This window comes from Zhihengliuella salsuginis (genome assembly GCF_014651715.1).
Taxonomy (GTDB): domain Bacteria; phylum Actinomycetota; class Actinomycetes; order Actinomycetales; family Micrococcaceae; genus Zhihengliuella; species Zhihengliuella salsuginis.
This window is the reverse complement of record NZ_BMXK01000005.1, coordinates 145,054-166,279: the sequence shown is the minus strand read 5'-3', so window position 1 is coordinate 166,279 and position 21,226 is coordinate 145,054. Positions and strand designations below refer to the sequence as shown.

Annotated in this window: 24 protein-coding genes; 18 read left to right on the top strand and 6 right to left on the bottom strand. The window is 72.2% G+C overall.

Annotated elements, in window-relative coordinates; translation table 11 throughout:
- Window positions 1-92: 92 nt before the first annotated feature.
- Window positions 93-911, bottom strand: a complete 819-nt coding sequence (locus IE069_RS07055; protein ID WP_189349418.1) for a DUF2637 domain-containing protein — start codon at window positions 909-911, stop codon at window positions 93-95.
- A 246-nt stretch (window positions 912-1,157) separates the two neighbouring features.
- On the opposite strand from IE069_RS07055, the gene IE069_RS07050 reads away from it, so the two are divergent.
- The 8 genes from IE069_RS07050 to IE069_RS07015 all read left to right on the top strand — a co-directional run bounded on the left by IE069_RS07050 (window position 1,158) and on the right by IE069_RS07015 (window position 8,690).
- Window positions 1,158-2,036, top strand: a complete 879-nt coding sequence (locus IE069_RS07050; RefSeq protein ID WP_189349417.1) for a LysR substrate-binding domain-containing protein — start codon at window positions 1,158-1,160, stop codon at window positions 2,034-2,036.
- Entirely contained in the window at window positions 2,033-3,133 is a 1,101-nt protein-coding gene (locus IE069_RS07045; RefSeq protein WP_189349416.1) for an enolase C-terminal domain-like protein, read from the top strand. The genes IE069_RS07050 and IE069_RS07045 overlap by 4 nt, the downstream gene beginning before the upstream one ends.
- Before the next feature lie 27 nt (window positions 3,134-3,160).
- The gene (catC, locus tag IE069_RS07040; protein ID WP_189349415.1) at window positions 3,161-3,439 is read left to right on the top strand and encodes a muconolactone Delta-isomerase; all 279 of its coding nucleotides are present in this window, start codon (window positions 3,161-3,163) and stop codon (window positions 3,437-3,439) included.
- Window positions 3,440-3,634: 195 nt separating this feature from the next.
- Window positions 3,635-4,474 (top strand): catechol 1,2-dioxygenase, encoded by an 840-nt coding sequence (gene catA / locus IE069_RS07035; protein WP_189349414.1) that lies wholly within the window; start codon window positions 3,635-3,637, stop codon window positions 4,472-4,474.
- Between the two features lie 87 nt (window positions 4,475-4,561).
- Window positions 4,562-5,524 carry an NAD(P)-dependent oxidoreductase gene (locus IE069_RS07030; protein ID WP_189349413.1) on the top strand — a complete coding sequence of 321 codons (963 nt, stop codon included), beginning with the start codon at window positions 4,562-4,564 and terminating at the stop codon, window positions 5,522-5,524.
- Between the two features lie 197 nt (window positions 5,525-5,721).
- On the top strand, window positions 5,722-6,879 hold the full coding sequence (locus tag IE069_RS07025; RefSeq protein WP_189349412.1) for an acyl-CoA dehydrogenase family protein: 1,158 nt from the start codon (window positions 5,722-5,724) through the stop codon (window positions 6,877-6,879).
- Window positions 6,880-6,921: 42 nt separating this feature from the next.
- Window positions 6,922-7,713 (top strand): SDR family NAD(P)-dependent oxidoreductase, encoded by a 792-nt coding sequence (locus tag IE069_RS07020; protein ID WP_189349411.1) that lies wholly within the window; start codon window positions 6,922-6,924, stop codon window positions 7,711-7,713.
- Between the two features lie 26 nt (window positions 7,714-7,739).
- Entirely contained in the window at window positions 7,740-8,690 is a 951-nt protein-coding gene (locus IE069_RS07015; RefSeq protein ID WP_189349410.1) for a D-2-hydroxyacid dehydrogenase family protein, read from the top strand.
- Window positions 8,691-8,711: 21 nt separating this feature from the next.
- Here the strand turns inward: IE069_RS07015 and IE069_RS07010 are convergent, their stop codons facing one another.
- Window positions 8,712-9,920, bottom strand: coding sequence for a CaiB/BaiF CoA transferase family protein (locus IE069_RS07010; protein WP_189349409.1), 1,209 nt, complete (start codon window positions 9,918-9,920; stop codon window positions 8,712-8,714).
- A gap of 217 nt (window positions 9,921-10,137) precedes the next feature.
- Here IE069_RS07010 and IE069_RS07005 point away from each other — a divergent pair, with 217 nt between their 5' ends.
- From IE069_RS07005 to IE069_RS06995, 3 genes are all read left to right on the top strand, one after another.
- On the top strand, window positions 10,138-11,307 hold the full coding sequence (locus tag IE069_RS07005) for an acyl-CoA dehydrogenase family protein (protein WP_229791014.1): 1,170 nt from the start codon (window positions 10,138-10,140) through the stop codon (window positions 11,305-11,307).
- A gap of 4 nt (window positions 11,308-11,311) precedes the next feature.
- Complete coding sequence (locus IE069_RS07000) at window positions 11,312-12,211, top strand: LysR family transcriptional regulator (RefSeq protein WP_189349407.1); 900 nt, start codon at window positions 11,312-11,314, stop codon at window positions 12,209-12,211.
- 104 nt (window positions 12,212-12,315) lie between these two features.
- Window positions 12,316-13,110: a carbon-nitrogen hydrolase family protein gene (locus IE069_RS06995; protein WP_189349545.1), complete on the top strand. Its 795-nt coding sequence runs from the start codon at window positions 12,316-12,318 to the stop codon at window positions 13,108-13,110.
- 6 nt (window positions 13,111-13,116) lie between these two features.
- On the opposite strand, the gene IE069_RS06990 is transcribed toward IE069_RS06995, so the two are convergent.
- The 4 genes from IE069_RS06990 to IE069_RS06975 all read right to left on the bottom strand — a co-directional run bounded on the left by IE069_RS06990 (window position 13,117) and on the right by IE069_RS06975 (window position 16,715).
- Complete coding sequence (locus IE069_RS06990) at window positions 13,117-14,049, bottom strand: F510_1955 family glycosylhydrolase (RefSeq protein ID WP_189349406.1); 933 nt, start codon at window positions 14,047-14,049, stop codon at window positions 13,117-13,119.
- Between the two features lie 65 nt (window positions 14,050-14,114).
- On the bottom strand, window positions 14,115-14,519 hold the full coding sequence (locus tag IE069_RS06985) for a hypothetical protein (protein ID WP_189349405.1): 405 nt from the start codon (window positions 14,517-14,519) through the stop codon (window positions 14,115-14,117).
- A gap of 31 nt (window positions 14,520-14,550) precedes the next feature.
- Window positions 14,551-16,089 (bottom strand): MDR family MFS transporter, encoded by a 1,539-nt coding sequence (locus IE069_RS06980; RefSeq protein WP_189349404.1) that lies wholly within the window; start codon window positions 16,087-16,089, stop codon window positions 14,551-14,553.
- Entirely contained in the window at window positions 16,086-16,715 is a 630-nt protein-coding gene (locus IE069_RS06975) for a TetR family transcriptional regulator (RefSeq protein WP_189349403.1), read from the bottom strand. Before IE069_RS06975 ends, IE069_RS06980 begins: the two co-directional genes overlap by 4 nt.
- A gap of 133 nt (window positions 16,716-16,848) precedes the next feature.
- Between IE069_RS06975 and IE069_RS06970 the strand changes: the two genes are divergently transcribed.
- From IE069_RS06970 to IE069_RS06940, 7 genes are all read left to right on the top strand, one after another.
- The gene (locus IE069_RS06970) at window positions 16,849-17,139 is read left to right on the top strand and encodes a hypothetical protein (RefSeq protein ID WP_189349402.1); all 291 of its coding nucleotides are present in this window, start codon (window positions 16,849-16,851) and stop codon (window positions 17,137-17,139) included.
- Window positions 17,132-17,398 carry a helix-turn-helix transcriptional regulator gene (locus IE069_RS06965; RefSeq protein WP_189349401.1) on the top strand — a complete coding sequence of 89 codons (267 nt, stop codon included), beginning with the start codon at window positions 17,132-17,134 and terminating at the stop codon, window positions 17,396-17,398. The genes IE069_RS06970 and IE069_RS06965 overlap by 8 nt, the downstream gene beginning before the upstream one ends.
- A gap of 63 nt (window positions 17,399-17,461) precedes the next feature.
- On the top strand, window positions 17,462-18,139 hold the full coding sequence (locus IE069_RS06960) for a DUF805 domain-containing protein (protein WP_189349400.1): 678 nt from the start codon (window positions 17,462-17,464) through the stop codon (window positions 18,137-18,139).
- A 10-nt stretch (window positions 18,140-18,149) separates the two neighbouring features.
- Window positions 18,150-18,608: a DUF805 domain-containing protein gene (locus tag IE069_RS06955; protein ID WP_189349399.1), complete on the top strand. Its 459-nt coding sequence runs from the start codon at window positions 18,150-18,152 to the stop codon at window positions 18,606-18,608.
- Window positions 18,609-18,668: 60 nt separating this feature from the next.
- Window positions 18,669-19,364 (top strand): DUF805 domain-containing protein, encoded by a 696-nt coding sequence (locus IE069_RS15600; RefSeq protein WP_229791000.1) that lies wholly within the window; start codon window positions 18,669-18,671, stop codon window positions 19,362-19,364.
- 64 nt (window positions 19,365-19,428) lie between these two features.
- On the top strand, window positions 19,429-20,277 hold the full coding sequence (locus IE069_RS06945; protein WP_189349398.1) for a fumarylacetoacetate hydrolase family protein: 849 nt from the start codon (window positions 19,429-19,431) through the stop codon (window positions 20,275-20,277).
- A 131-nt stretch (window positions 20,278-20,408) separates the two neighbouring features.
- Entirely contained in the window at window positions 20,409-21,155 is a 747-nt protein-coding gene (locus tag IE069_RS06940; RefSeq protein ID WP_229791013.1) for an HAD-IIA family hydrolase, read from the top strand.
- The last annotated feature ends 71 nt before the right edge of the window (window positions 21,156-21,226 follow it).

Sequence of the window (21,226 nt, the reverse complement as noted above, 5' to 3'; positions counted from 1 at the left end):
GACGGCGGTCCGGGTGTGACCAGCATCGCACAGAGACGCGGAACGACGGCGGCGCGGCCCGCTGGGAGCCGGCGCGTCAGGCGCGGGCGGCGTCAGGCGCGCGAACCCGGCGACGGGGTGCCCGGGGCGATGCGCTCCCAGGTGTCGTCGTACAGCGGGGCCGGGCCGTCGCTCGCCGCTCGGGCCGCGGCGGGTGCCGGTGCCGCGCTGCCGCGGGCGGCGTCGTCGTACTGGTCGAAGGCCGGCTCGAGGCCCTCGGCGGCAGCGGCCGCGGGGTCCGCCTGCTCGGCGGCGGTCCACTCGGCGTGCAGCGCGTGGATGCGCTCGTTGAGCTGGGACTCGTAGAACTCGCGGTACCGCGCGTCGACCTCGGCCTCGATCCCGGCGCGCTCGGCCGCCTTGGCCTCGGCCGACTCCGCGTACTCGGCGTCGAGCACGGCCTGACGTTCGTCGCGCAGCTGCGCGGCCTCGGCGCGCCTCTGGTACATGTGCACCGTGAGGTGCGTGATGGCCAGCAGGACCACCGGCGGCATGGCGGCGACCAGCGCCGAGACGACGGGCGGGATGCCGGACTGCGTGCTCTCCACGGTGAGGATCGCGTGCACGGAGTTGGCCGCGGTGGAGACGAGCGCGCCGAAGAAGAGCAGGGCCCACGGGTAGATCAGCGCCTTGCGCGGGTGCCCGTTCAGGGCGACGATCGCGACCGTGGCCGCGACGATCATGCCGTCGACGATGATGGGCCAGATCCAGGCCAGATGGGACTCGATGCCGGAGCGCTCGGCCAGGTCGGTCAGGGCCGCGAAGGACAGGATGAACGCGCCGATGGCGATGACGACGGTCGCACCGACGGCGGTCCGGAGAACGGCCCGGTGGGGTTCGTTCGGGATCTTCTGCTGGTCCGGATCAGTCATGTGGCGGTTCTTCCTTACGCGGCGCGGGTCGGGACGAGCCCCGCCCCGGTGTCATATTATCCGCACGCGGTGGCCGGCAGGTGACGAGAGGCTGAGGAGACGTCGACGAGTCATATCCGCAGCGTCTCAATAGTGGGGGTATAGATATTTCAAACAGGCGTAATCCGTGCATACGATGGGCGGAAACCGGTGCGGCCCGTCACAGGAGACCCCGGCGCCGTCGAACCACTGCAAGGAGAACCCGCCATGGAGCTGAGACACCTGCGCTACTTCGTGGCGGTCGCCGAGGAGCGGCACTTCAGCCGGGCGGCCGCCCGCCTGCACGTGGCGCAGCCGCCGCTGTCCCAGCAGATCAAGCAGCTCGAGGAGGAACTCGGCACCCGGCTGCTGGAACGCACCACCCGCCGGGTCGACCTCACCCCCGCCGGCGAGCTCCTGCTCGAGCGGGCGCAGGCCCTGCTGGCCGACGTCGAGCAGCTCGAGCACGACGTCCGCCTCGTCGGCGACGGCGCGGCCGGCGTGCTGCGGGTCGGGGTCGTCGGATCCGCCACGTACCGCATGATGCCGCGCATCGTCTCCGCCGCCCGCGAGCAGATGCCCGGACTGAAGATGCACGTCACGGCGGAGAAGCTGACCCCGCAACTGACGCGCGAGCTGGTGGAGAACCACATCGACCTCGCCATCCTCCGCCCGCCGGTGCGCTCCGACGACATCGAGCTCAGGCACCTGGAGAAGGACGAGCTGCTCGTCGCCCTCCACAGCAGCCACCCGCTCGCCGCGCGCGACACGATCGACCTGGCGAACCTCGCGGACCAGCCCTTCGTGAGCTTCCCGCAGGAGTCCGCCGTCGGCACGATCGCCGTCGAGGCCGCCCACCAGGCCGGCTTCCGCCCCCGGGTGGTGCAGGAGGCCACCGAGACGTCGACGCTCCTGTCCTTCGTCGCCTCGGGCATGGGCGTCGCGCTCGTGCCCGTGACCCGCGGGACCTTCGCCCTCGAGGGCGTCGAGCTCCGGCCGCTGACGCAGGCGCCCGTCGTCGACCTCGCCATCGCCTGGCGCAAAGACAACCGCTCCGCGCTGATCGAGCGCTTCATCTCCCTCTTCGACCTCAAGGACCACGGATGAGAATCACCCGGCTCGAAGCCATCCCGTACGCGATCGAGTACACGCACCCGCTGCGGTTCGCCTCCGGCGAGGTACGCACCGCGGACCACGTCCTGATCCGCGTCCACACGGACGACGGCGTCGTCGGCGAGGCAGACGCTCCCCCGCGCCCCTTCACCTACGGCGAGACGCAGTCCTCCATCATCGAGGTCGTCACCAGGATCTTCGCGCCGCAGATCGTCGGCACCCCGGTCTTCGAGCGCGGAAAGATCCACCAGGTCATGAACCGCACCGTGCACAACCAGGTGGCCAAGGGCGCCGTGGACATCGCCCTCTGGGACGCCATCGGCAAGGGCCTGGGCACCTCCGTGCACCAGCTGCTCGGCGGCTACACCGACCACCTGAAGGTCTCCCACATGCTGGGGTTCCGTCCGGCGCAGGAGCTGCTCGAGGAGGCCCGGCGCTTCGGCGAGGAGTACGGCATCAAGACGTTCAAGCTCAAGGTCGGGCGCCGGCCGCTCGCGCTCGACATCGAGGCCTGCCGCGTGCTGCGCGAGGGACTCGGGGACGACGTCGAGCTCTACCTCGACGCCAACCGCGGCTGGACCGCCAACGAGGCCTGGGACGTCGTCCGCGCAACCGAGGGCCTCGGCCTGACCCTGCTGGAGGAGCCGTGCGACGCGCGGGAGGCGATGAGCCGCCGCCGCCTGGTCGAGAAGTCGCCGATCCCGGTGGTCGGCGACGAATCCGTGCCGACCGCGGGCGACGCCTCGCGCGAACTGCTCTCCGGCGGCTGCAACGCGATCTGCATCAAGACGGCGCGCAGCGGGTTCACCGAGGCGCAGGAGATCCTGGGGCTCTGCACGGGCCTCGGCGTCGACGTCACGATGGGCAACCAGATCGACACGCAGGTCGGCTCGCTCGCGACCGTGGCCTTCGGCGCCGCGCACGAGGCGACCAGCCGGCGCGCCGGCGAGCTCTCCAACTTCCTCGACATGGCCGACGACCTGCTCGCCGAGCCGCTCGAGATCGTCGACGGCCGGATCCACGTGCGCAGCACGCCGGGCGTCGGCGCCGGGATCGACGACGAGAAGCTCGCCCGGTACCGCCAGGACTGACCACCACCCACCACTCAGGAGGCAGCAATGCTCTACATGACCCGCATGGACGTCACCTTCCCGCCCCACCTCTCCGCCGAGGACATCGCCGTGTTCCAGGCCCGGGAGAAGGAGTACTCCGGCAATCTGCAGCGCGAGGGGAGGATCCAGGGGATCTGGCGGATCGTCGGCGAGTACGCGAACCACGCCCTCTTCGACGTCGAGACGAACGACGAGCTGCACGAGGTCCTCAGCGGATTCCCGATGTACCCGTACATGAAGGTCAAGGTCACCCCGCTCGCCAAGCACCCGAACTCGATCCGCTGAGCGGCACCCGGACCGCCCCGGAACAGCGGGCGACCCGGGGGTCTTCCTAGGACCCGCCCAGGGGGTCTTGATCCATATTCAGAGCCTATGGAATAACCGTCTAGAGGTATTTCTCTTATCTGAATCCGCCGCCTACTTTTGGTAGCAGCAATCCATCCGGTGTGACCCACCACACGCGAGCAACGAGGAGTTCCCATGACCACCGAAGCATCCGCCGCCGCATCGGGCAGCGCCGCCACCGACAGCTTCCGCTCGTCGAAGAAGCTCGCCGCCCTCGAGGTCCCCCAGGAGCGCGTCTCCTCCCTCGCCGGCAAGCTGATCAAGGCCGCCAACGACATCGTCCTCGAAGAGCGCGTGACCTACGACGAGTTCAACGCCCTGAAGGCCTGGCTGATCAAGGTCGGCGACGACGGCGAGTGGCCGCTGTTCCTGGACGTGTGGCTCGAGCACTCCGTCGAGGACGTCGCGACCGACCACCGCGAGGGCAACAAGGGCTCCATCGAGGGCCCGTACTACATCCCGGACTCCCCGGAGCAGAAGTCCCCGGCCGCGATCGAAATGCGCGAGGACGAGCAGGGCACCCCGCTGCTCTTCCAGGGCCAGGTCCGTTCCACCGACGGCAGCCCGCTGTCCAACGCCAAGATCGAGCTGTGGCACGCCGACGAGGAGGGCTTCTACTCGCAGTTCGCCCCGAACATCCCGGACTGGAACCTGCGCGGCAGCTTCATCGCCGACGAGGAAGGCAACTTCCAGATCAGCACCATGCAGCCGGCCCCGTACCAGATCCCGACCGACGGTGCCTGCGGCCAGCTGATCGCCGCCGCCGGCTGGCACGCGTGGCGTCCGGCCCACCTGCACCTGAAGGTCTCGGCCCCGAGCCACGAGCTGCTCACCGCCCAGCTCTACTTCCCGGGCGACCCGCACAACGACGACGACATCGCATCGGCCGTGAAGCCCGAGCTGATCCTCGACCCGAAGCCGGTCGAGGACGGCGTCCAGGTCGACTACGACTTCGTCCTGGACCCCACGGCCTAGGCACCGGACCCCGTGCCGGCGGGCCGGCCGCACCCGCAGCCTCCCGCCGGCACCGCCCGCCCCCTTCGACCCCGCGAAAGAGACACCATGACCACCGGCAAGCTCGCACTCCTCGACGACTACCAGGACGTGGCCCTCGACCACACCGACTGGCGGAAGCTGGGCGGCTGGGAGGTCCACCCCTTCCACACGAGGCTCGCCGGCGACGACCTCGTCGCGGCACTGCAGGGCTTCACGGCGGCCGCCACCGTCGGCGGCCGCACCGCCTTCCCCGCCGACGTGCTGGCGCAGCTGCCGGACCTGAAGCTGATCATCGGCGCCGGCTCCGATACGCCGGGCGCCCGCGTCGTCGACCCGGACGCCGCCGCCCGGGCGGGGGTGTCCGTCGTCGAACTGCCGCAGGATCCCCGCACGACGGCGGAGCTCGTCTGGGCGCTCGCCCTCGCCGCGATCCGCCGGATGCCGCAGCAGCAGAAGGCACTGCGCGCGGGCGACTGGAAGCCCGAGCTCGGCCGGCGACTCGCGGGCAAGACGCTCGGCCTGCTCGGCGTGGACCCGGTCAACACGATCCTCGCCGGATACGCGCGGGCCTTCGGCATGGACGTCGTCGCCTGGGACCCGGACCTGACGGACGAGGCCGCCGCCGGCCTCGGTGCCGCACGCGCGGAACTGGTCGTCGACCTGTGCGCGGCCGCGCACATCGTCTCGGTGCGCCTGCCGCTGAACGAGCGGACCCGCAACCTGCTCACCCCCGCCGAGCTGACCGCGATCGGCGGCGACGGGGTCCTGGTCAACACGTCGGCGTCCGGCGTGGCCGACCCGTTCGCGATCCTCGCCGCGCTGCACGAGGACTCCCTGGGCGCCGCGGCCCTGGACGCGCACGAGGAGGAGCCGCTGCCGGCGTCGAGCCACATCCACGACACCCCGAACACGCTGCTCACCCCGCGCCTCGGCTTCGCGACCGAGGAGGACTACGACGAGCTCTACTCCGCCGTCCGCGCCGCGGTCGCCGAGTGGGCGGCCGGACAGGCGCAGGCCTCCGCCGCCTGAACCACCTCCCGGCCGGCGACGGACGGGAGGGACACCGGCGCCCCGGGCGCGGCCACCATACGGCCGCACCGGGGCGCCGCCTGCGTTAATGGCTGCTAACATCGTGGTGTAACCTGCATCACAGAGAGGCTGCGGCGGCGATCCCGCCCGGCCGACGTCGAGCCTGCGCAGCACCCTCGCGCACCCAAGGGGACACCATGGACTTCGCACCAACGGCGGCGCAGCAGCGCTACGTCGCCTCGGCCCGCCAGATCGCCGCACAGATCGCCCCCGACTACGCCGCCCGCGAGCGCGCCGGCCGGATCGAGCCCGGGCTCATGGCCGAGATCGGGTCCCGCGGCCTGATCGCCCCCGAGCTGCCCGAGGCCCTCGGCGGCCGCGGCGAGGCCCACCTGACCTCCGGGCTGATCACCGAGGAGATCGCGCGCGGCGACTTCAACGTCGCCTACCTGCAGATCATCGGCTCGCTCGTCGGCCACATCATCTCCCACAACGCGCACGACGACGTCGCCTCCCGCTGGGTGCCCCGCATCACCTCGGGCGCGGGCGTGGTGGGGATCGGTCTCTCTGAGCCGGCCGCCGGCTCCGACGCCGGCAACCCGTCCCTGTGCGCGCACCGCGAGAAGGGCGGCTGGGTGCTCACGGGCACCAAGTCGATGTCGTTCGCGATGGCCGCCGAGGCCGCCGTCGTGTTCGCGAAGACCGACGCGGAGGCCGGCCGCGGGCACGGGATCACGGCGTTCGTGCTCGACGTGGCCGCGCTGGAGGAGGCCGGGACGCTCACCCGGGAGCGGATCGACGACATGGGCACGCGCGCCGTCGCCCGCGGGCTCGTGCACCTGGCCGACGCGTGGATCCCGGAGGACGCGATGCTCGGCGCCGAGGGCCAGGGCTTCATCTCCGTCATGCAGGGCTTCGACTTCTCCCGCGCGCTCATCGGCCTGCAGTGCCTCGGGCCGGCGGCCGCCTCGGTCGACGAGACGTGGGAGTACACGCGGAACCGGCAGGCGTTCGACCACCCGCTCAGCAGCTTCCAGGGCGTGGCGTTCCCGCTCGCCGAGGCCGAGACGCAGATCGCGGCCGCCCGCCTGCTCTGCCACCGCACCCTCTGGCTCAAGGACCAGGGCAAGCCGCACACGGCGGACGCGGCCATGTGCAAGTGGCTCGCCCCGAAGACCGCCTACGACGTCATCAACCAGTGCCTGCTGCTGCACGGCCAGCTCGGCTACACGCGCAACCTCCCGTTCGAGCAGCGGCTGCGCGACGTCCTGGGCCTGCAGATCGGCGACGGCACCGCCCAGATCATGAAGATGGTGATCGCCCGGCACAAGGTCGGCCGCGAGTTCGCCCCGTAGCGTGCCCGCCCATCCCCCGAAACGTCAACACGAAGGAGCCCCATGAGCCACGAAACCACCACCGACCTGGCCGGCCGGACCGCCCTCGTGACGGGCGCCGCCTCCGGCATCGGGCGCGGCATCGCCACCGAGCTCGCCGCGCGCGGCGCCTCCGTCGTCGTCCTGGACATCAATTCCGAGGCCGGGCACGACGCCGCCGCGCACCTGCCGCGCGTCGGCGGCGCCCGGCACTCGGCCCGCGCCACGGACGTGACGGACCGGGCGTCCGTGGACGCCGCCGTGGCCGCGGTGCGCGAAGAGTACGGGACGATCGACGTGCTCGTGAACAACGCGGGCTGGGACAAGGTGGGCCCGTTCGTCGACACGGACCCGGCCCTGTGGGACAGGATCATCGGGATCAGCCTGTACGGCACGCTGAACCTGTGCCACGCGGTGGCGCCCGTGATGGCGCAGCAGCGGGCCGCGGACGAGTCCTTCAGCGGGCGGATCGTCAACGTCGCCTCCGACGCCGGCCGGGTGGGCTCGAGCGGCGAGGCCGTGTACTCGGCGGCGAAGGGCGGGGTCATCGCGTTCACCAAGACGCTGGCCCGCGAGGTCGCCCGCCACCAGGTCACTGTGAACTGCGTGTGCCCCGGCCCGGCCGACACCCCCCTGTTCGACTCGATCAGCGCCGACAGCCCCAAGCTGCGCAAGGCGCTCATCAAGGCGATCCCGCTGCGCCGGCTGGCGACGCCCGAGGACCTGGCGGCCGCGGTCGCGTTCTTCGCCTCGCCGGGCGCCGGCTACGTCACCGGGCAGACCCTGTCCGTCAGCGGCGGCCTGACCATGGCGTGAGCCGCGACGGCGCGTAGGATCGGGCCATGACGCGGAAACTCGCACTCTTGGACGACTACCAGGACGTCGCGCGCGACGTCGCCAACTGGGAGGACCTCTCCGGCTGGGAGGTCCACCCGATCCGCCGCCACCTGCGCGGACGCGAGCTGGCCGCCGCGCTGGCCGGGTTCACCGCCGTCGTGGCCATGCGGGAGCGGACGGCGTTCGACCGGGACCTGCTGCAGCAGCTGCCCGAGCTCGAGCTGCTGGTCACCACCGGGGCGCGCAACGCCTCCATCGACGTCGCCGCCGCGAACGAGGCCGGCATCACCGTCTGCGGCACCGGGGCCTCCCCCGCCGCCGCACCGGAGCTGACGTGGGCGCTGATCATGGCGGCGGTGCGCGACATCCCGGGCCAGCAGGCCGCCCTGCGGGAGGGCCGCTGGCAGACCGGCGTCGGCCGCGAACTGGCCGGCCGGACGCTCGGGATCCTGGGCCTCGGGAAGATCGGCACCCGGATCGCCGGCTACGCCCGCGCCTTCGGCATGGACGTGCTCGCGTGGAGCGCGAACCTGACGGACGAGCTGGCCGCGGCCGCCGGCGCGCGCCGCGTCGACAAGCGGGACCTGTTCGCGGAGTCGGACATCGTGGTCGTCACGACCCGGCTGTCGGAGCGGACGCGGCACCTCGTCGGCCGCGCCGAGCTCGAGGCGCTGGGCCCCGACGGCCTGCTGGTCAACACGTCCCGCGGCGGCGTCGTGGACACCGACGCACTGCTCGGGGCCCTGGCCGAGGGGGACCTCGGAGGCGCCGCCCTGGACGTGTACGACGACGAGCCGCTCCAGCCCGGGCACCGGCTCCTGGACGCGCCGCGCACCCTGCTCACCCCGCACATCGGCTACGTCACGCGCGAGCAGTACCGGATCTTCTACCAGGACGCCCTCGAGGACGTGCAGGCGTGGGCGGCCGGCGCTCCGGTGCGCGTGATCACCGGGTAGGGCACCCGGGCGGGCGGGGCGTCAGTCGCGGTGCGACGACGGCGCGGCCGGGGCGCCGTCGAGCCAGGCCAGCACCGCCGCCCGGTCGGCGTCGAGCCGCGGCGGGGCGCCCGCGTGATCGACCGGGGTCCGGGAGAACGTGGCCGGGTTCCGCACCGTGGGGATCCGCCGCTCGCCGTCGCCGGCCTCGACGACCGGGTTCAGGCCCAGGCTCTCGGCGAACTCCACGCCGCCGGCGATCGAGAGGATCGGGGCGCACGGGACCTGCGCAGCGCGCAGCCGCTCGAACCAGTCCTGCGCGTCGCGGGAGGCGAGCCGCCCGGCGAGCAGCGGCCGCAGGGCCTCGCGGTTCACGCTCCGGGCGTGCGATGTCGCGAAGCGCTCGTCGGCGGCCGCGTCGTCGAGCCCCAGCACCGCGCACAGCCGGACGAACTGCGCGTCGTTGCCGACGGCGATCACGATCCGCCCGTCGCGGGCCGCGAACGGCCCGTAGGGGAAGAGGCTCGGGTGGTCGTTGCCCATCCGCTGCGGCACGGCCCCGCCGGCGACGTACGCCGAGGACTGGTTCACGAGCCCGGAGAGGGCCGAGGTCAGCAGGTCGAACTCGACGTGCTGGCCGCGTCCCGAGGCCTGCGCCTCGGTGTACGCGGCGAGGGTGCCGACGGCGGCGTGCAGTCCCGTGATCACGTCGAAGAGCGCGACGCCGGCGCGCATCGGCTCGCCGTCCGCCTCGCCCGTGACGGACATGAAGCCGGAGGCCGCCTGGGCCAGGAGGTCGTAGCCGGGCAGCCCGGCGCCGGCGTCGGTGCCGAACCCGGTGATCGACGTGTAGACCAGCCGCGGGTGCCGGGCCGCGAGCGTCTCAAAGTCGAGGCCGTGACGCGCCAGCGACCCGGGCCGGAAGTTCTCGACGAGGATGTCGGCGCGGGACAGGACGTCGTCCAGCACGCGGCGGTCGGCGGGGTCGGAGAAGTCGAGCGCGATCGAGTGCTTGTTCCGGTTCGCCGCCAGGAAGTAGGTGCTCTCGCCGTCGCGCTCGGGCGGGGACCAGGCGCGGGTGTCGTCGCCGGCGGGGCTCTCCACCTTGATCACGGTGGCGCCCATGTCGGCGAGCAGCATGGTGGCGTAGGGGCCCGCGAGGACGCGGCTGAGATCCGCGACGACGACGCCGGCGAGCGGTCCCGTGCGCGCCTGGCCGGGGCCGGCTGGTTCGTCGGTGCTGCGGGGCATCGCCGCCTCCTTGATCGTGGGTGGTCTCCATCCTGTCGGATTCGACCGATAAGCTGAAATACCGAATCACGGTTCGATTGATACCCATGTGACATATATGTGCGGGGTGGTTCCCACCGGGTCCCGCCGTCCGACATGCTGGCCTCACGCACCGTTCGCGCACCGAGGAAGGACCCCCATGACCGAGACCGCCAGCACCGGCGCAGCCCTGGCCGAGATGCTCGAATGCCCGTCGGCGTTCGGCGACGACGAGCTGGCCCGCCGGGACGAGGTCCGCGAGTTCGTGGACCGCCGCGTGCGGCCGAACATCGCCGACTGGTACGAGTCGGCGCACTTCCCGCGTGAGCTCGTCCCGGAGTTCGGCGAGCTCGGGCTGCTCGGCATGCACTTGGACGGGTACGGATGCGCCGGCCGCACCGCCGTCGACTACGGCCTGGCGGCGCAGGAGCTGGAGGCCGGCGACTCGGGGCTGCGCACGTTCGTCTCCGTGCAGGGGTCGCTGGCGATGACCGCGATCCACCGGCACGGCTCCGAGGAGCAGAAGACCCGGTGGCTGCCACCCATGGCGCGCGGCGAGATCATCGGCTGCTTCGGGCTCACCGAGCCCGCGGCGGGCTCGGACCCCGGCGCCATGACGACGACGGCCGCCGCGTCCGGCGGCGAGTGGGTGCTCAACGGGTCCAAGCGGTGGATCGGGCTGGCGACGATCGCCGACGTCGCGATCATCTGGGCGAAGGCCTCCGTCGACGGCGGGCGCGAGCGCGTCCGCGGCTTCATCGTCCCGACGGACACGCCCGGGTTCAGGGCCGAGCCGATCGGGGGCAAGCTGTCCATGCGCGCGTCCATCCAGTGCGACGTCGAGCTCACGGACGTGCGCCTGCCCCTCGACGCGCTGCTGCCGGAGCACCCGGGGCTCGCCGGGCCGCTGGCATGCCTCGACGAGGCCCGGTACGGGATCGTCTGGGGCGTCGTCGGCGCGGCCCGCGACGCGTTGACGCAGGCCGCCGGCTACGCCCAGGAGCGCACCCCGTTCGGCCAGCCGCTGGCCTCCTACCAGCTGACGCAGCGCAAGCTCGTGGACCTGGCCCTCGAGGTCCAGAAGGCCCAGCTGCTCGCGATCCACATCGGCCGACTCAAGGACGCTGGGGCCCTGCCGAAGCCGCTCATCTCCTCGGGCAAGCTGAACAACTGCCGGACCGCGATCGAGGTGTGCCGCGAGGCCCGGACGATCCTCGGCGGCAACGGGATCACCGGCGACTACTCGCCGTTGCGCCACGCGAACAACCTGGAGTCGGTGCGGACGTACGAGGGAACCGACGAGGTCCACACGCTGATCCTCGGCCACCACCTGACCGGCCACAACGCGTTCAGGCAGGGGGTTCAGTAGCCCCGTGGAGGTCCATCAGGCCCGGGCGTTCCTGGCGGTCGCCGAGCACCTGCACTTCGGCCGGGCGGCCCAGTCCCTGCACATGGCCCAGCCGCCGCTGAGCCGGATGATCCGCCGCATGGAGGCGGAGCTGGGCGCCGACCTGTTCGACCGCAGCACCCGCCACGTCGAGCTCTCCCCGCAGGGGGCGGCGCTCGTCGAGCCGGCACGCGAGCTGGTGCGGATCTCGGAGTCGATGGCCTCGATCGTGCGCGACAGCCTCGACGGGTCCACGGGACGCGTGGCGCTGGGGTTCGCGGGCGGCTCCGTCAACGACCTGGTCGGCGACCTGGCGCGGGAGGTGCGCGCCCGGCGGCCGGGCATCGATCTGGAGCTGCACAGCTCGCAGTTCTCCCACGTCGGCCTCGAACGCGTCCTGGCCGGCAACCTCGACGTGGTCCTGGGACGCTGGGACCACCTGCCGCCGGCCGTCGACTCCCGGCTCGTCGCGAAGGAGCAGCTCCTCGTGGCCCTTCCGGAGGGGCACCGCCTCGCCGCCGAGGACGCCGTGCGGGCGGAGGACCTCGCTGACGAGGCGTGGATCGTCCTCCCGGGCGGCGCCCGGGGCACCCTGACCAACCGGATGCACACGCTCGCGCTCAACGCCGGGTTCGCGCCGAGGCGCCTGCAGACGGCGCCCGACTCGTGGACGATCATGGTCCTGGTCGGCGCGCGGATGGGCGTCTCGCTCACGCTCTCGAGCGTCCGGGAGCACACGCCGGCCCCCGGAGTCGCGTTCCGTCCCCTCGCGCCCGCACCGGATCCGGTGCAGGTCCGGATGATCTGGCGGCGCGACGACGCGAACCCCGCCCTCACCGCCGTCGTGGACATCTCCCGCGAGACGCTGCCGGATCCGGGACGGTGACCGGGACGCCCGCGTAGGATCGGATCGTGCGCGGGCGTGCGGTCGCGGAACGCCGCCCGCCGCACGAGCACGCGCCGTTCGAAGAATTCGTCAGGAGCACCACGTTGAGAATCGCCCTCGCCCAGATCCTCAGTTCGTCCACCCCGGCCGAGAACCTGGAGACCGTCGCCGGGCGGGCCCGCGAGGCCCGCGCCGCCGGCGCCGAGCTGGTGGTCTTCCCCGAGGCCACGATGGCCGCGTTCGGCAACGACCTGAACGCCGTCGCCGAACCGCTCGACGGCCCGTGGGCCCAGCGGGTCCGCGAGATCGCCACGGAGGTGGGCATCGCCGTCGTCGTGGGTCTCTTCACGCCGGGCGACGGCGGCCGCATCCGCAACACGCTGCTCGCGACCGGCGACGGAATCGAGGCCGCCTACGACAAGATCCACCTCTTCGACGCGTTCGGCTTCAAGGAGTCCGACGCCGTGGCCCCCGGCGAGACGCCCGCGACGTTCGCGCTCGGGGGCCTGACGTTCGGCCTGGCCACGTGTTACGACGTGCGCTTCCCGGCCCTGTTCGCCGCCAACGCGCGTGCCGGGGCGCAGGTGCAACTCGTCTGTGCCTCGTGGGGCGCGGGGCCGGACAAGGCCCGCCAGTGGGACCTGCTGACCGCCGCCCGCGCCCTGGACAGCACCTCCTACGTGCTCGCCTGCGGGCAGGCGGACCCGGCGACGCGCGGCATCGAGGCCCCGGACTCGACGCCGCTGGGCATCGGCCGGTCCGCGGCGATCGGCCCGAAGGGCGAGGTCATCCAGCGCCTCGACGGCGCCGAGGGCCTGCTCCTCGTCGACATCGACCCGGACCAGGTGGACGCCGCCCGCGCCGCGATCCCCGTGCTGGAGAACGCCCGGCTGCGCTGAGCACGGTCAACCGTTGAAGGTGGCCCCGCCGTCGGCGGAGTGCACGACGGCGGAGCCCACCGCCGCCCAGACGTGCAGCTGCCCGTCGCGCACGTCGGCGGCGATCGCACCAGGCGCCTCGCCGGCGTCGCCGGCGGCCTCCCAGCTGGCGCCGGCGTCCCCGCTGACGTGGATCGCCCCGTCCGGGGCGATGCCGACAGCCGTGTCCGCGTCGCCGAACGCGATGTACTGCAGCAGGGGCCCGCCGGACGGCTCCGTCCAACTCTTCCCGGCGTCCTCCGAGCGCCAGATCCCGTCCTGCGTGGTCGCGAGGACGGCCTCCCCCTCCGGATGCCCGGCGAGCGCGAACGCGTCCGGCCCCTCGACGCTCTCCCAGTTCTCGCCGTCCTCGGTGCGCACCAGGGCGCCGTCGAAGCCGACCACGGCGCCGGACGCGGCGGTCAGGGCGTGGAAGTCGGACTGGCCGGTGCGGGAGAGCGGCTCCCAGGTGGCGCCGCCGTCGTCCGAGCGCAGCAGGCCGACCGGGTTCGGCAGGTCCGTGCCCGCGCCAGGATGGCCGGACGCGTAGAGCGCGCCGTCGCCGGCCGTGAAGCCCATCAGATCGATGAGCGGCCCGCGGGACTCCGGGCCGCTGCCGTCCGGCATCAACCCGTCCGCGCCGACACCGTCCAGGCCGGCGGCGAAGAGGCCGTGGTGGCTGGCGATGAGGAGTTCGTCGCCGTCGGGGTGCAGGCCGTGGATGTGCCCGAAGTCGGCCGGGCCGTTCTCCGCGGTCCCGTCGCCGGCGGCGTCGGACGCGGGCGGGGCGCTCGGGCTCGCCGTCGCCGGGGACCCGTCGGCCGGGGTCGCCGGCTCCTCGGCCGGCGCGCATGCGGAGAGCAGAAGGGCGAGCAGGGCGGCCGGCGCAAGGGCGCGGGCAGGGGTGCGTGAAAAATTCATGGTGTTCCTTGTCGTCGTCTCGGCACTGGCGTCCGCCGCCCGCTGCGGGGCGGCCGGATGCCGGCCTACGTCCGGCTAATGCAGAGCGCGGACAACGACGGCGGCCGCGGCACGGCGGGCGTCGGGCTCCAGGTGCGCGGCAGGACGGCGAGCGCCGGCAAGGGCGGCAGGAGCCGCTCCCGACGGGCGAGCAGCAGGACGCCGATCGCGGCGACGGCCGCCATCGCGCACATCAGGGCGCCGGCCGCGGCGTCCGCGGAGCACCCGTGCCCGCACCCGGTCCCCTCGGCGGGGGCCGCGGACGCGAGCGGCTGATGCGCGGCGCCGTCGTGCTGGGAAACGGCGGCGGCCGGCGGGGCGTGCCCCGGGCCGCCGTCGGCGGAGAGCGCGTGCGAGAAGCAGGCGACGAGGACCGCGGCCAGCAGGCAGGCGGGCATCAGCAGGCGCCGGCGGCGCCGGACGTGCAGCATGCGTGCCTCCCGTCGCGGTGTCGGGACGATCCTACCGCTCGAGCTTGGTGGCGAGCTCCTTCTCCTCGACGAAGCAGAGCAGCACGAACGCGACGATCGCCAGCGGCGCGATCCACAGGTACAGCGGGATCAGCGCGTGGTTGTACGCCTCGATGATCAGCGTGTGCAGCGGCTCCGGCAGGCTCGTCACCAGGGCCGGCGTGAGCGAACCGCCCGAGGCGCCGGACGAGGCCGCGTCGGCCGGGAGCGTGCTCGCCAGCTCGCTGGTCAGGCGGCTCGCGAAGAGGGATCCGACGACGGCCGACCCGAGCGTCGCGCCGACCTGGCGGAAGTAGTTCGACGACGCCGTCGCCGTCCCCACGAAGCGCAGCGGGAACGAGTTCTGCGCGACGAGGGTCAGGTTCTGCATGGTGGCGCCGAGGCCGATGCCCATCACACCCAGGTAGATGCAGACCAGGACGACCGGGGTGTCGGCGTGGATCGTGGACAGCCCGCCCAGGCCCAGCCCGATGATCAGCGTGCCGACGAGCATGATCTGCTTGTAGCGGCCCGTCGCCGAGATGCGGCGGCCCATGAGGACCGACGTGGCCAGCATGCAGCCCATCATCGGGATCATCAGCAGGCCGGCCTCGGTCGGGCCGAAGCCGGTGACCATCTGCAGATAGGTCGGCATGTAGGCAAGGGCGCCGAACATCATGACGCCGACGGCCAGACCGGCGACCGTGGTCAGGTTGAAGTTGCGGTTCTTGAACAGCAGCAGCGGCATGACGGGCTCGGCCGCCCGGGACTCGACCCACACGAACAACGCGGCTCCGATCACGGCGCCCGCCATCAGCGACAGGATCACCGGGTCGGTCCACGCGTAGGTGTTCCCGCCCCAGGTCGCGAAGAGCACGATCGCCGCTGTCGTCGCTGCCAGCAGCGCCATGCCGAGGTAGTCGATGCGGCCACGGCCCTCGGCCGACGGCTTCGGCAGGCGGATCAGGAACGCGGCGGCGGCGATGGCCAGGAGCCCGAGCGGCACGTTCATCCAGAACGCCCACCGCCAGCCGGGGCCCTCGGTCAGCCAGCCGCCGAGCAGCGGCCCGGCCACTGAGGAGACAGCGAAGACGCCGCCCATGACTCCCATGTACTTGCCGCGCTCGCGGGCGGGCACCACGTCGGCGATGATCGCCTGCGACAGGATGATCAGACCGCCGCCGCCGAGACCCTGCACGGCGCGGGCGGCGATGAGCAGGTTCATGTCCTGGGCCAGGGCGCCCAGGACGGAACCGGCCACGAACACGGCGATCGCGCCGACCAGCAGCACCTTGCGCCCGAACATGTCGCCGAGCTTGCCGTAGACGGGCATCATCACCGTGGACGCGAGGATGTAGGCGGTGATGACCCAGGCCATGTGCTCGACGCCGTTGAGCTCGCCGACCATCGTCGGCAGTGCGGTGGCGAGCACGGTCTGGTTGAGGGAGGCGAGCAGCATCGCCATGATCAGCGCGCCGAAGATCATCCCCAGGTGCTGCTTCGGCTCGCCCGCAGCAGTGGGCGCTGTCTTGCTGTCTGGTGGAGTGCTCATCGTGTTGCTTCGACGACCTTTCGGAAAGTGGCGATGGAGTCTGCGAGGTGCGGCTCGAGGTCGCCGCGGCCCGCGTCCTGGAAATTGGAGAAGGCGAACTTGGTGATCACGCCGGCCAGCATGATCAGGGCGCGCGGCGACTGCTCGGGATCGGGCAGGGTGTCGATCGCCGACCCGTCGACGCCGTCGGCGATGCGCTCGTGCAGCACCTGGGTGACCAGCTCCTCGGCGTCGGACACGTGCTGGATGACGCGTTCGCGCAGCTCGGGGCGGGCCTTGACGACGACGCGGCGCCGGGCCATGCTGCCGCTGACGAACGATGTGGACAGGACCGAGGCGAGCAGGTTGACGGTGCGGACCAGGAGGTCGTCGCCGGAGGCGCGGAACCGCTCGATCGCGTCGTCTCCGACGACGGGAGGCTGCGTCCCGAGGATCGCGTCCTCCTTGGTGGGGAAGTAGTTGAAGAACGTGCGCCGGGAGATGCCCGCCCGCGCGGCGATGGCCTCGATGGTCGCGGCGGCCAGACCGTCGTCGAGCGCGATAGAGGACGCCGCGTCGTGGACGGCATTCCAGGTCTCGACGCGGTTGCGTTCGCGCAACGAGAGTTCAGATTGATTGCTTTGCACAACTAATAATTTATGCACTCATGCAAAATTGCACAAGTGCAAAGTTCGGTGACATCGGACACAAGGGGTCACAGCGGGCTGTTTCGTGTCAAGTCCACTTGACACAGCGGGCGCGGGAACGGACGGTGGGACCATGAGAAGCCCCGCCCTGCAACTGATCCTCCTGGCCGTCGGCTCCCTCGGGGCGCTCATCGCGGCCGCCGCCTGGCGGGTCGAGAGCAACGTGTCCCCCGCCTGGCTGGCCCACCTGCCGACCGCGGCACTCGCCTTCCGGGACGCCTTCATCGCCGCCATCGCGGTGTGGGCCGTCATGCTCTACTCGGATCCGGCACGCGTCGTCGTCGCCTGGCTGCTGCTGGGGTACGTCGGGCTCGTCGCCGCCGACTACTGGGCCCGCTACGGGATCGCGCGCAGCAATGCCTGACCCGCCCCCGCCGCGCGCCCGCCTGCTGGAGGCGCGGAACCTGCTCGGCCTGACGCAGGCCCAGGCCGCCGTCCGGCTCGGTGTCTCCCGGCAGACCATCAACTCGATCGAGCGGGGGAAGTTCGAGCCGACGCTGAAGCTGGCCCACGGCCTCGCGCAGCTCTACGGCGCGACGATCGAGGAGTTGTTCTTCGACGAGCTCCCCGCCCGCGGCGCCCGCCGGCGCCGATCCGGGTCCGATCGGGCACAACCCCCGTAGCAGCAGCGCCGCAGGCGGCGTATCTTGGGAGTAGGGAATCGCTCGAGGACCGGAGGGACCCAGATGAGCACCTACGCGACGAACGCCGAGCCGCCGCGCGGGCAGCCCCTGTACGGCGCCACGATGGTTCAGGCGGTCAAGCGCTTCTTCACGAAGTACGCCGACTTCACCGGCCGCGCCAGCCGCAGCGAATTCTGGTGGGTGTCGCTCGCGTTCTTCGCCCTCTCGATGGTCTTCCTGCTGATCATGGTCATCACCGTCGGCATGTTCGCGGCCGCCACGGACTTCGCCGCCCTCGACGATCCGGCCGCCGGGGATGCCGTCGGGTTCGGCGCGCTCGGCGTCGCGACCGCCTTCTACGGCGTCATGGCACTCGCCGGCCTCGCCGTCCTGGTCCCGACCATCGCGGTCACCGTGCGCCGCCTGCACGACGCCGGCTTCTCCGGCTGGTGGTACCTGCTCAACCTGGCCCCGGGTGGCAGCATCGCGGTGCTGGTCTTCACCGTCCTGCCCTCCGTGCCCGAGGGCGCCCGCTTCGACGACCCGCCGTACGGCTACCCGCCCGCGCCCAACGCGCCTTTCCTGCTCTCCCCCTACCCGTACGGCGGCTACCCCGGCAGCCAGCCGCACCTGCCGCCCGACCCGACCCGGCCACCGGAGAACCCGACCGCAGGCAACTGGCCGGCACCGCCGTCGTCCCCGCCCGCCGGGGACGGACCGAACCCGCCACGCGAGACCTAGGGAGGCCGCCATGTTCGAGAACTTCCGCCTGGTCCGGGACCCCTCGACCGAACCGCCGCTGAACCGCCCGCTCTACGAGGCGTCGGTCCAGCAGGCCCTGGACCGCTTCCTGCAGAACTTCTTCGTCTTCACCGGCCGCGCCAGCCGCTCCGAGTTCTGGTGGGTGGCGCTCATCGTGTTCCTCACGGGGGCGCTGCTCTCCTGGGTGCCCGGGCTCGGCGAAGTGCTCTCCGTCCTGTTCGGCCTGGCCCTGCTCATCCCGTCCGTGGCGCTCACGTGCCGCCGCCTGCACGACGCCGGCCTGTCCGCCTGGCTGCTGCTGCTGAACCTGGTGCCGGGGTTCGGCACCGCGGCCGTCCTGATCCTCGCGGTCATGCCGTCCCGCGCCGCGGGGGCCAGGTACGACATCGGCCAGCCCGGCGACGCCCCCGTCAACTTCTTCGACAACCCGCCGGAACCGCAACTCTGAGAACCATCTCCCGCCGGCCGCTCGGCCGGCGGGCAACACCCTCCACCTGGAAGGCACGCCGTGTTCGAGAATCTCCGTCTGGTCAAAGATCCCGCCGCCGAACCGCCGCTCGACAAACCGCTCTACGGGGCCACCACCCTGCAGGCACTGGACCGCTTCCTGCAGAACTACGTGGTCTTCACGGGCCGCTCCAGCCGCTCCGAGTTCTGGTGGGTGGCCCTGGTGCTGACCGTGGTCCACGTCGTCCTGAACGCCATTCCGGTCCTGGGCACCGTCCTGTCGGTCCTGTTCTCCCTGGCGACCATCGTGCCCAGCGTCGCGCTGATCGTCCGCCGCCTGCACGACGCCGGATTCTCCGGCTTCCTGGCCCTGATCGGCCTGGTGCCGTTCCTCGGGCAGATCGCGCTGCTGGTGTTCATGGTCCTCGAGCCCAAGCCCGAGGGGGCGCAGTACGACGTCGGCCCGGCCGGCGCCGGCCGGCCCGCACCTCCCGCTGGGGGAACTCCGCAGCCGGCCCCGCCGGCAGCGTCCCCGGCCCCGGCCCCGAACCCGGCCCCGGCCCCGGCGCCCCCTCCGGCAGCCGAGCCGGCAGCGGCACCCCGGCCCGCTCCCGCGCCGGACCCCGAGCCCGCAGCAGCACCCCGACCCGCGGCTGAGCCCGAGCCCGCCCCCGCCCCGGAGGAGCCACGGACGACCGACGCGGCGCGGGACGACGACCAGCGGCCCGAGGGCCCACGGCCGGACGAGCAGCGCTAGAAATCCGCGCCCGATTCCGACGGCGAAGGCCCCGCGCCGGGCCTGATTGTGCTGTGATGGTGGCATGAGACTTGCCACGATCCGCCGAGACGGCCAGCCGGGTGCGACCTTCGCCGCCCTGATCGAGGACGGGCGCGCCCTCGAACTCGTCGGGTACGACGACGTCGGCACCTTCCTCGCCGCCCCCGACGCGGACCGCGCCGAGGCCCTGACGGACACCGGCGGCAAGAGCGGCACCCCGGTCGCCGACGCGGACTTCGCCCCTCTGGTCCCGACCCCGTCGAAGATCTTCTGCATCGGGCTGAACTACCGCAACCACGCGCTCGAGACCGGCAACGAGATCCCCGCCTATCCGACGATCTTCACCAAGTTCGCGGACTCCCTCTGCGGCGCGAACGACTCCGTCGAGATCCCCGCCGAGGAGCACCGGATCGACTGGGAGGGCGAGCTCGCGATCGTCATCGGCACGGGCGGACGCCGCATCGCCGAGCCCGACGCCGGCGCCGCGATCGCCGGCTACGCGGTCTCCAACGACGTCTCGATGCGCGGCTGGCAGGGCCGCACCCCCGAGTGGACCCAGGGCAAGTGCTGGGAGGCCTCCACCCCGGTGGGCCCGTACCTCGTGACCACGGACGAGTTCTCACCCGGCGCGAAGATCGAGACCCGCGTGAACGGCCACGTCGTCCAGCAGGACTCGACGGGCGACTTGATCTTCACCCCCGAGGCCCTCGTCGCCTACTGTTCGACCATGGTGACCCTGCGCCCCGGAGACCTGATCCTCACGGGCACGCCGGCCGGCGTCGCACTGGGCCGGAAGGACCCGGAGACCGGGCGCCGCCCGTGGCTGCGGGCCGGCGACGTACTGGAGACCGAGATCGAGGGCCTCGGCACCCAGCGCACGGTCTTCACCTGACCGGACCCGCACCCCGGAGCACCGCCCCTGAACCCTTCATCCTTCGCTAGTGAGAGGACCCCCGCATGACCGCGAAGACCCCCGATTGGACCGAACGCACCGTCGGAGACATCGAATGCTGGCTGACCGACATGGACGGGGTCCTGGTGCACGAGAACCAGGCGATCCCCGGCGCCGCCGAGCTGATCGACAGCTGGCGGAGCAACGGCCAGCGCTTCCTGGTGCTCACCAACAACTCGATCTTCACCCCGCGCGATCTGCGCGCCCGCCTCCTGGCCTCGGGGCTCGACATTCCGGAGGAGAGCATCTGGACGTCCGCGCTCGCGACCGCCGAGTTCCTGCGCCGCCAGCGCCCGGGAGGCCGCGCGTACGTGATCGGCGAGGCCGGCCTGACGACGGCACTGCACGACGCCGGCTTCATCATGACCGACCACGCGCCGGACTACGTGGTGCTCGGCGAGACCCGCACGTACTCCTTCGAGGCGATCACGCGCGCGATCCGCCTCATCGAGGACGGCGCCAGCTTCATCTGCACCAACCCTGACGCCACCGGCCCCTCGAAGGAGGGCCTGCTGCCGGCCACCGGCGCGGTCGCCGCGCTCATCACGGCAGCGACGAAGAAGGACCCCTACATCGTCGGCAAGCCGAACCCGATGATGTTCCGCTCGGCCCTAAACCGGATCGACGCCCACTCGGAGACGACGGCGATGATCGGCGACCGCATGGACACCGACATCGTCGCGGGCATGGAGGCCGGCCTGCTCACGGTCCTGGTGCACACGGGCATCACGAGCGTGGACGAGGTCGCCTCCTTCCCGTTCCGCCCGGACCTGTCCTACCCGTCGGTGGCCGAGCTGGGGGCCGAGCTCGCCGGCTGAGCGCACGGGCGGACGGCCCGAAAATCCGGACGCTCGGCGACCACGTCCGCGCCGGTCGGTACCGAGCAACC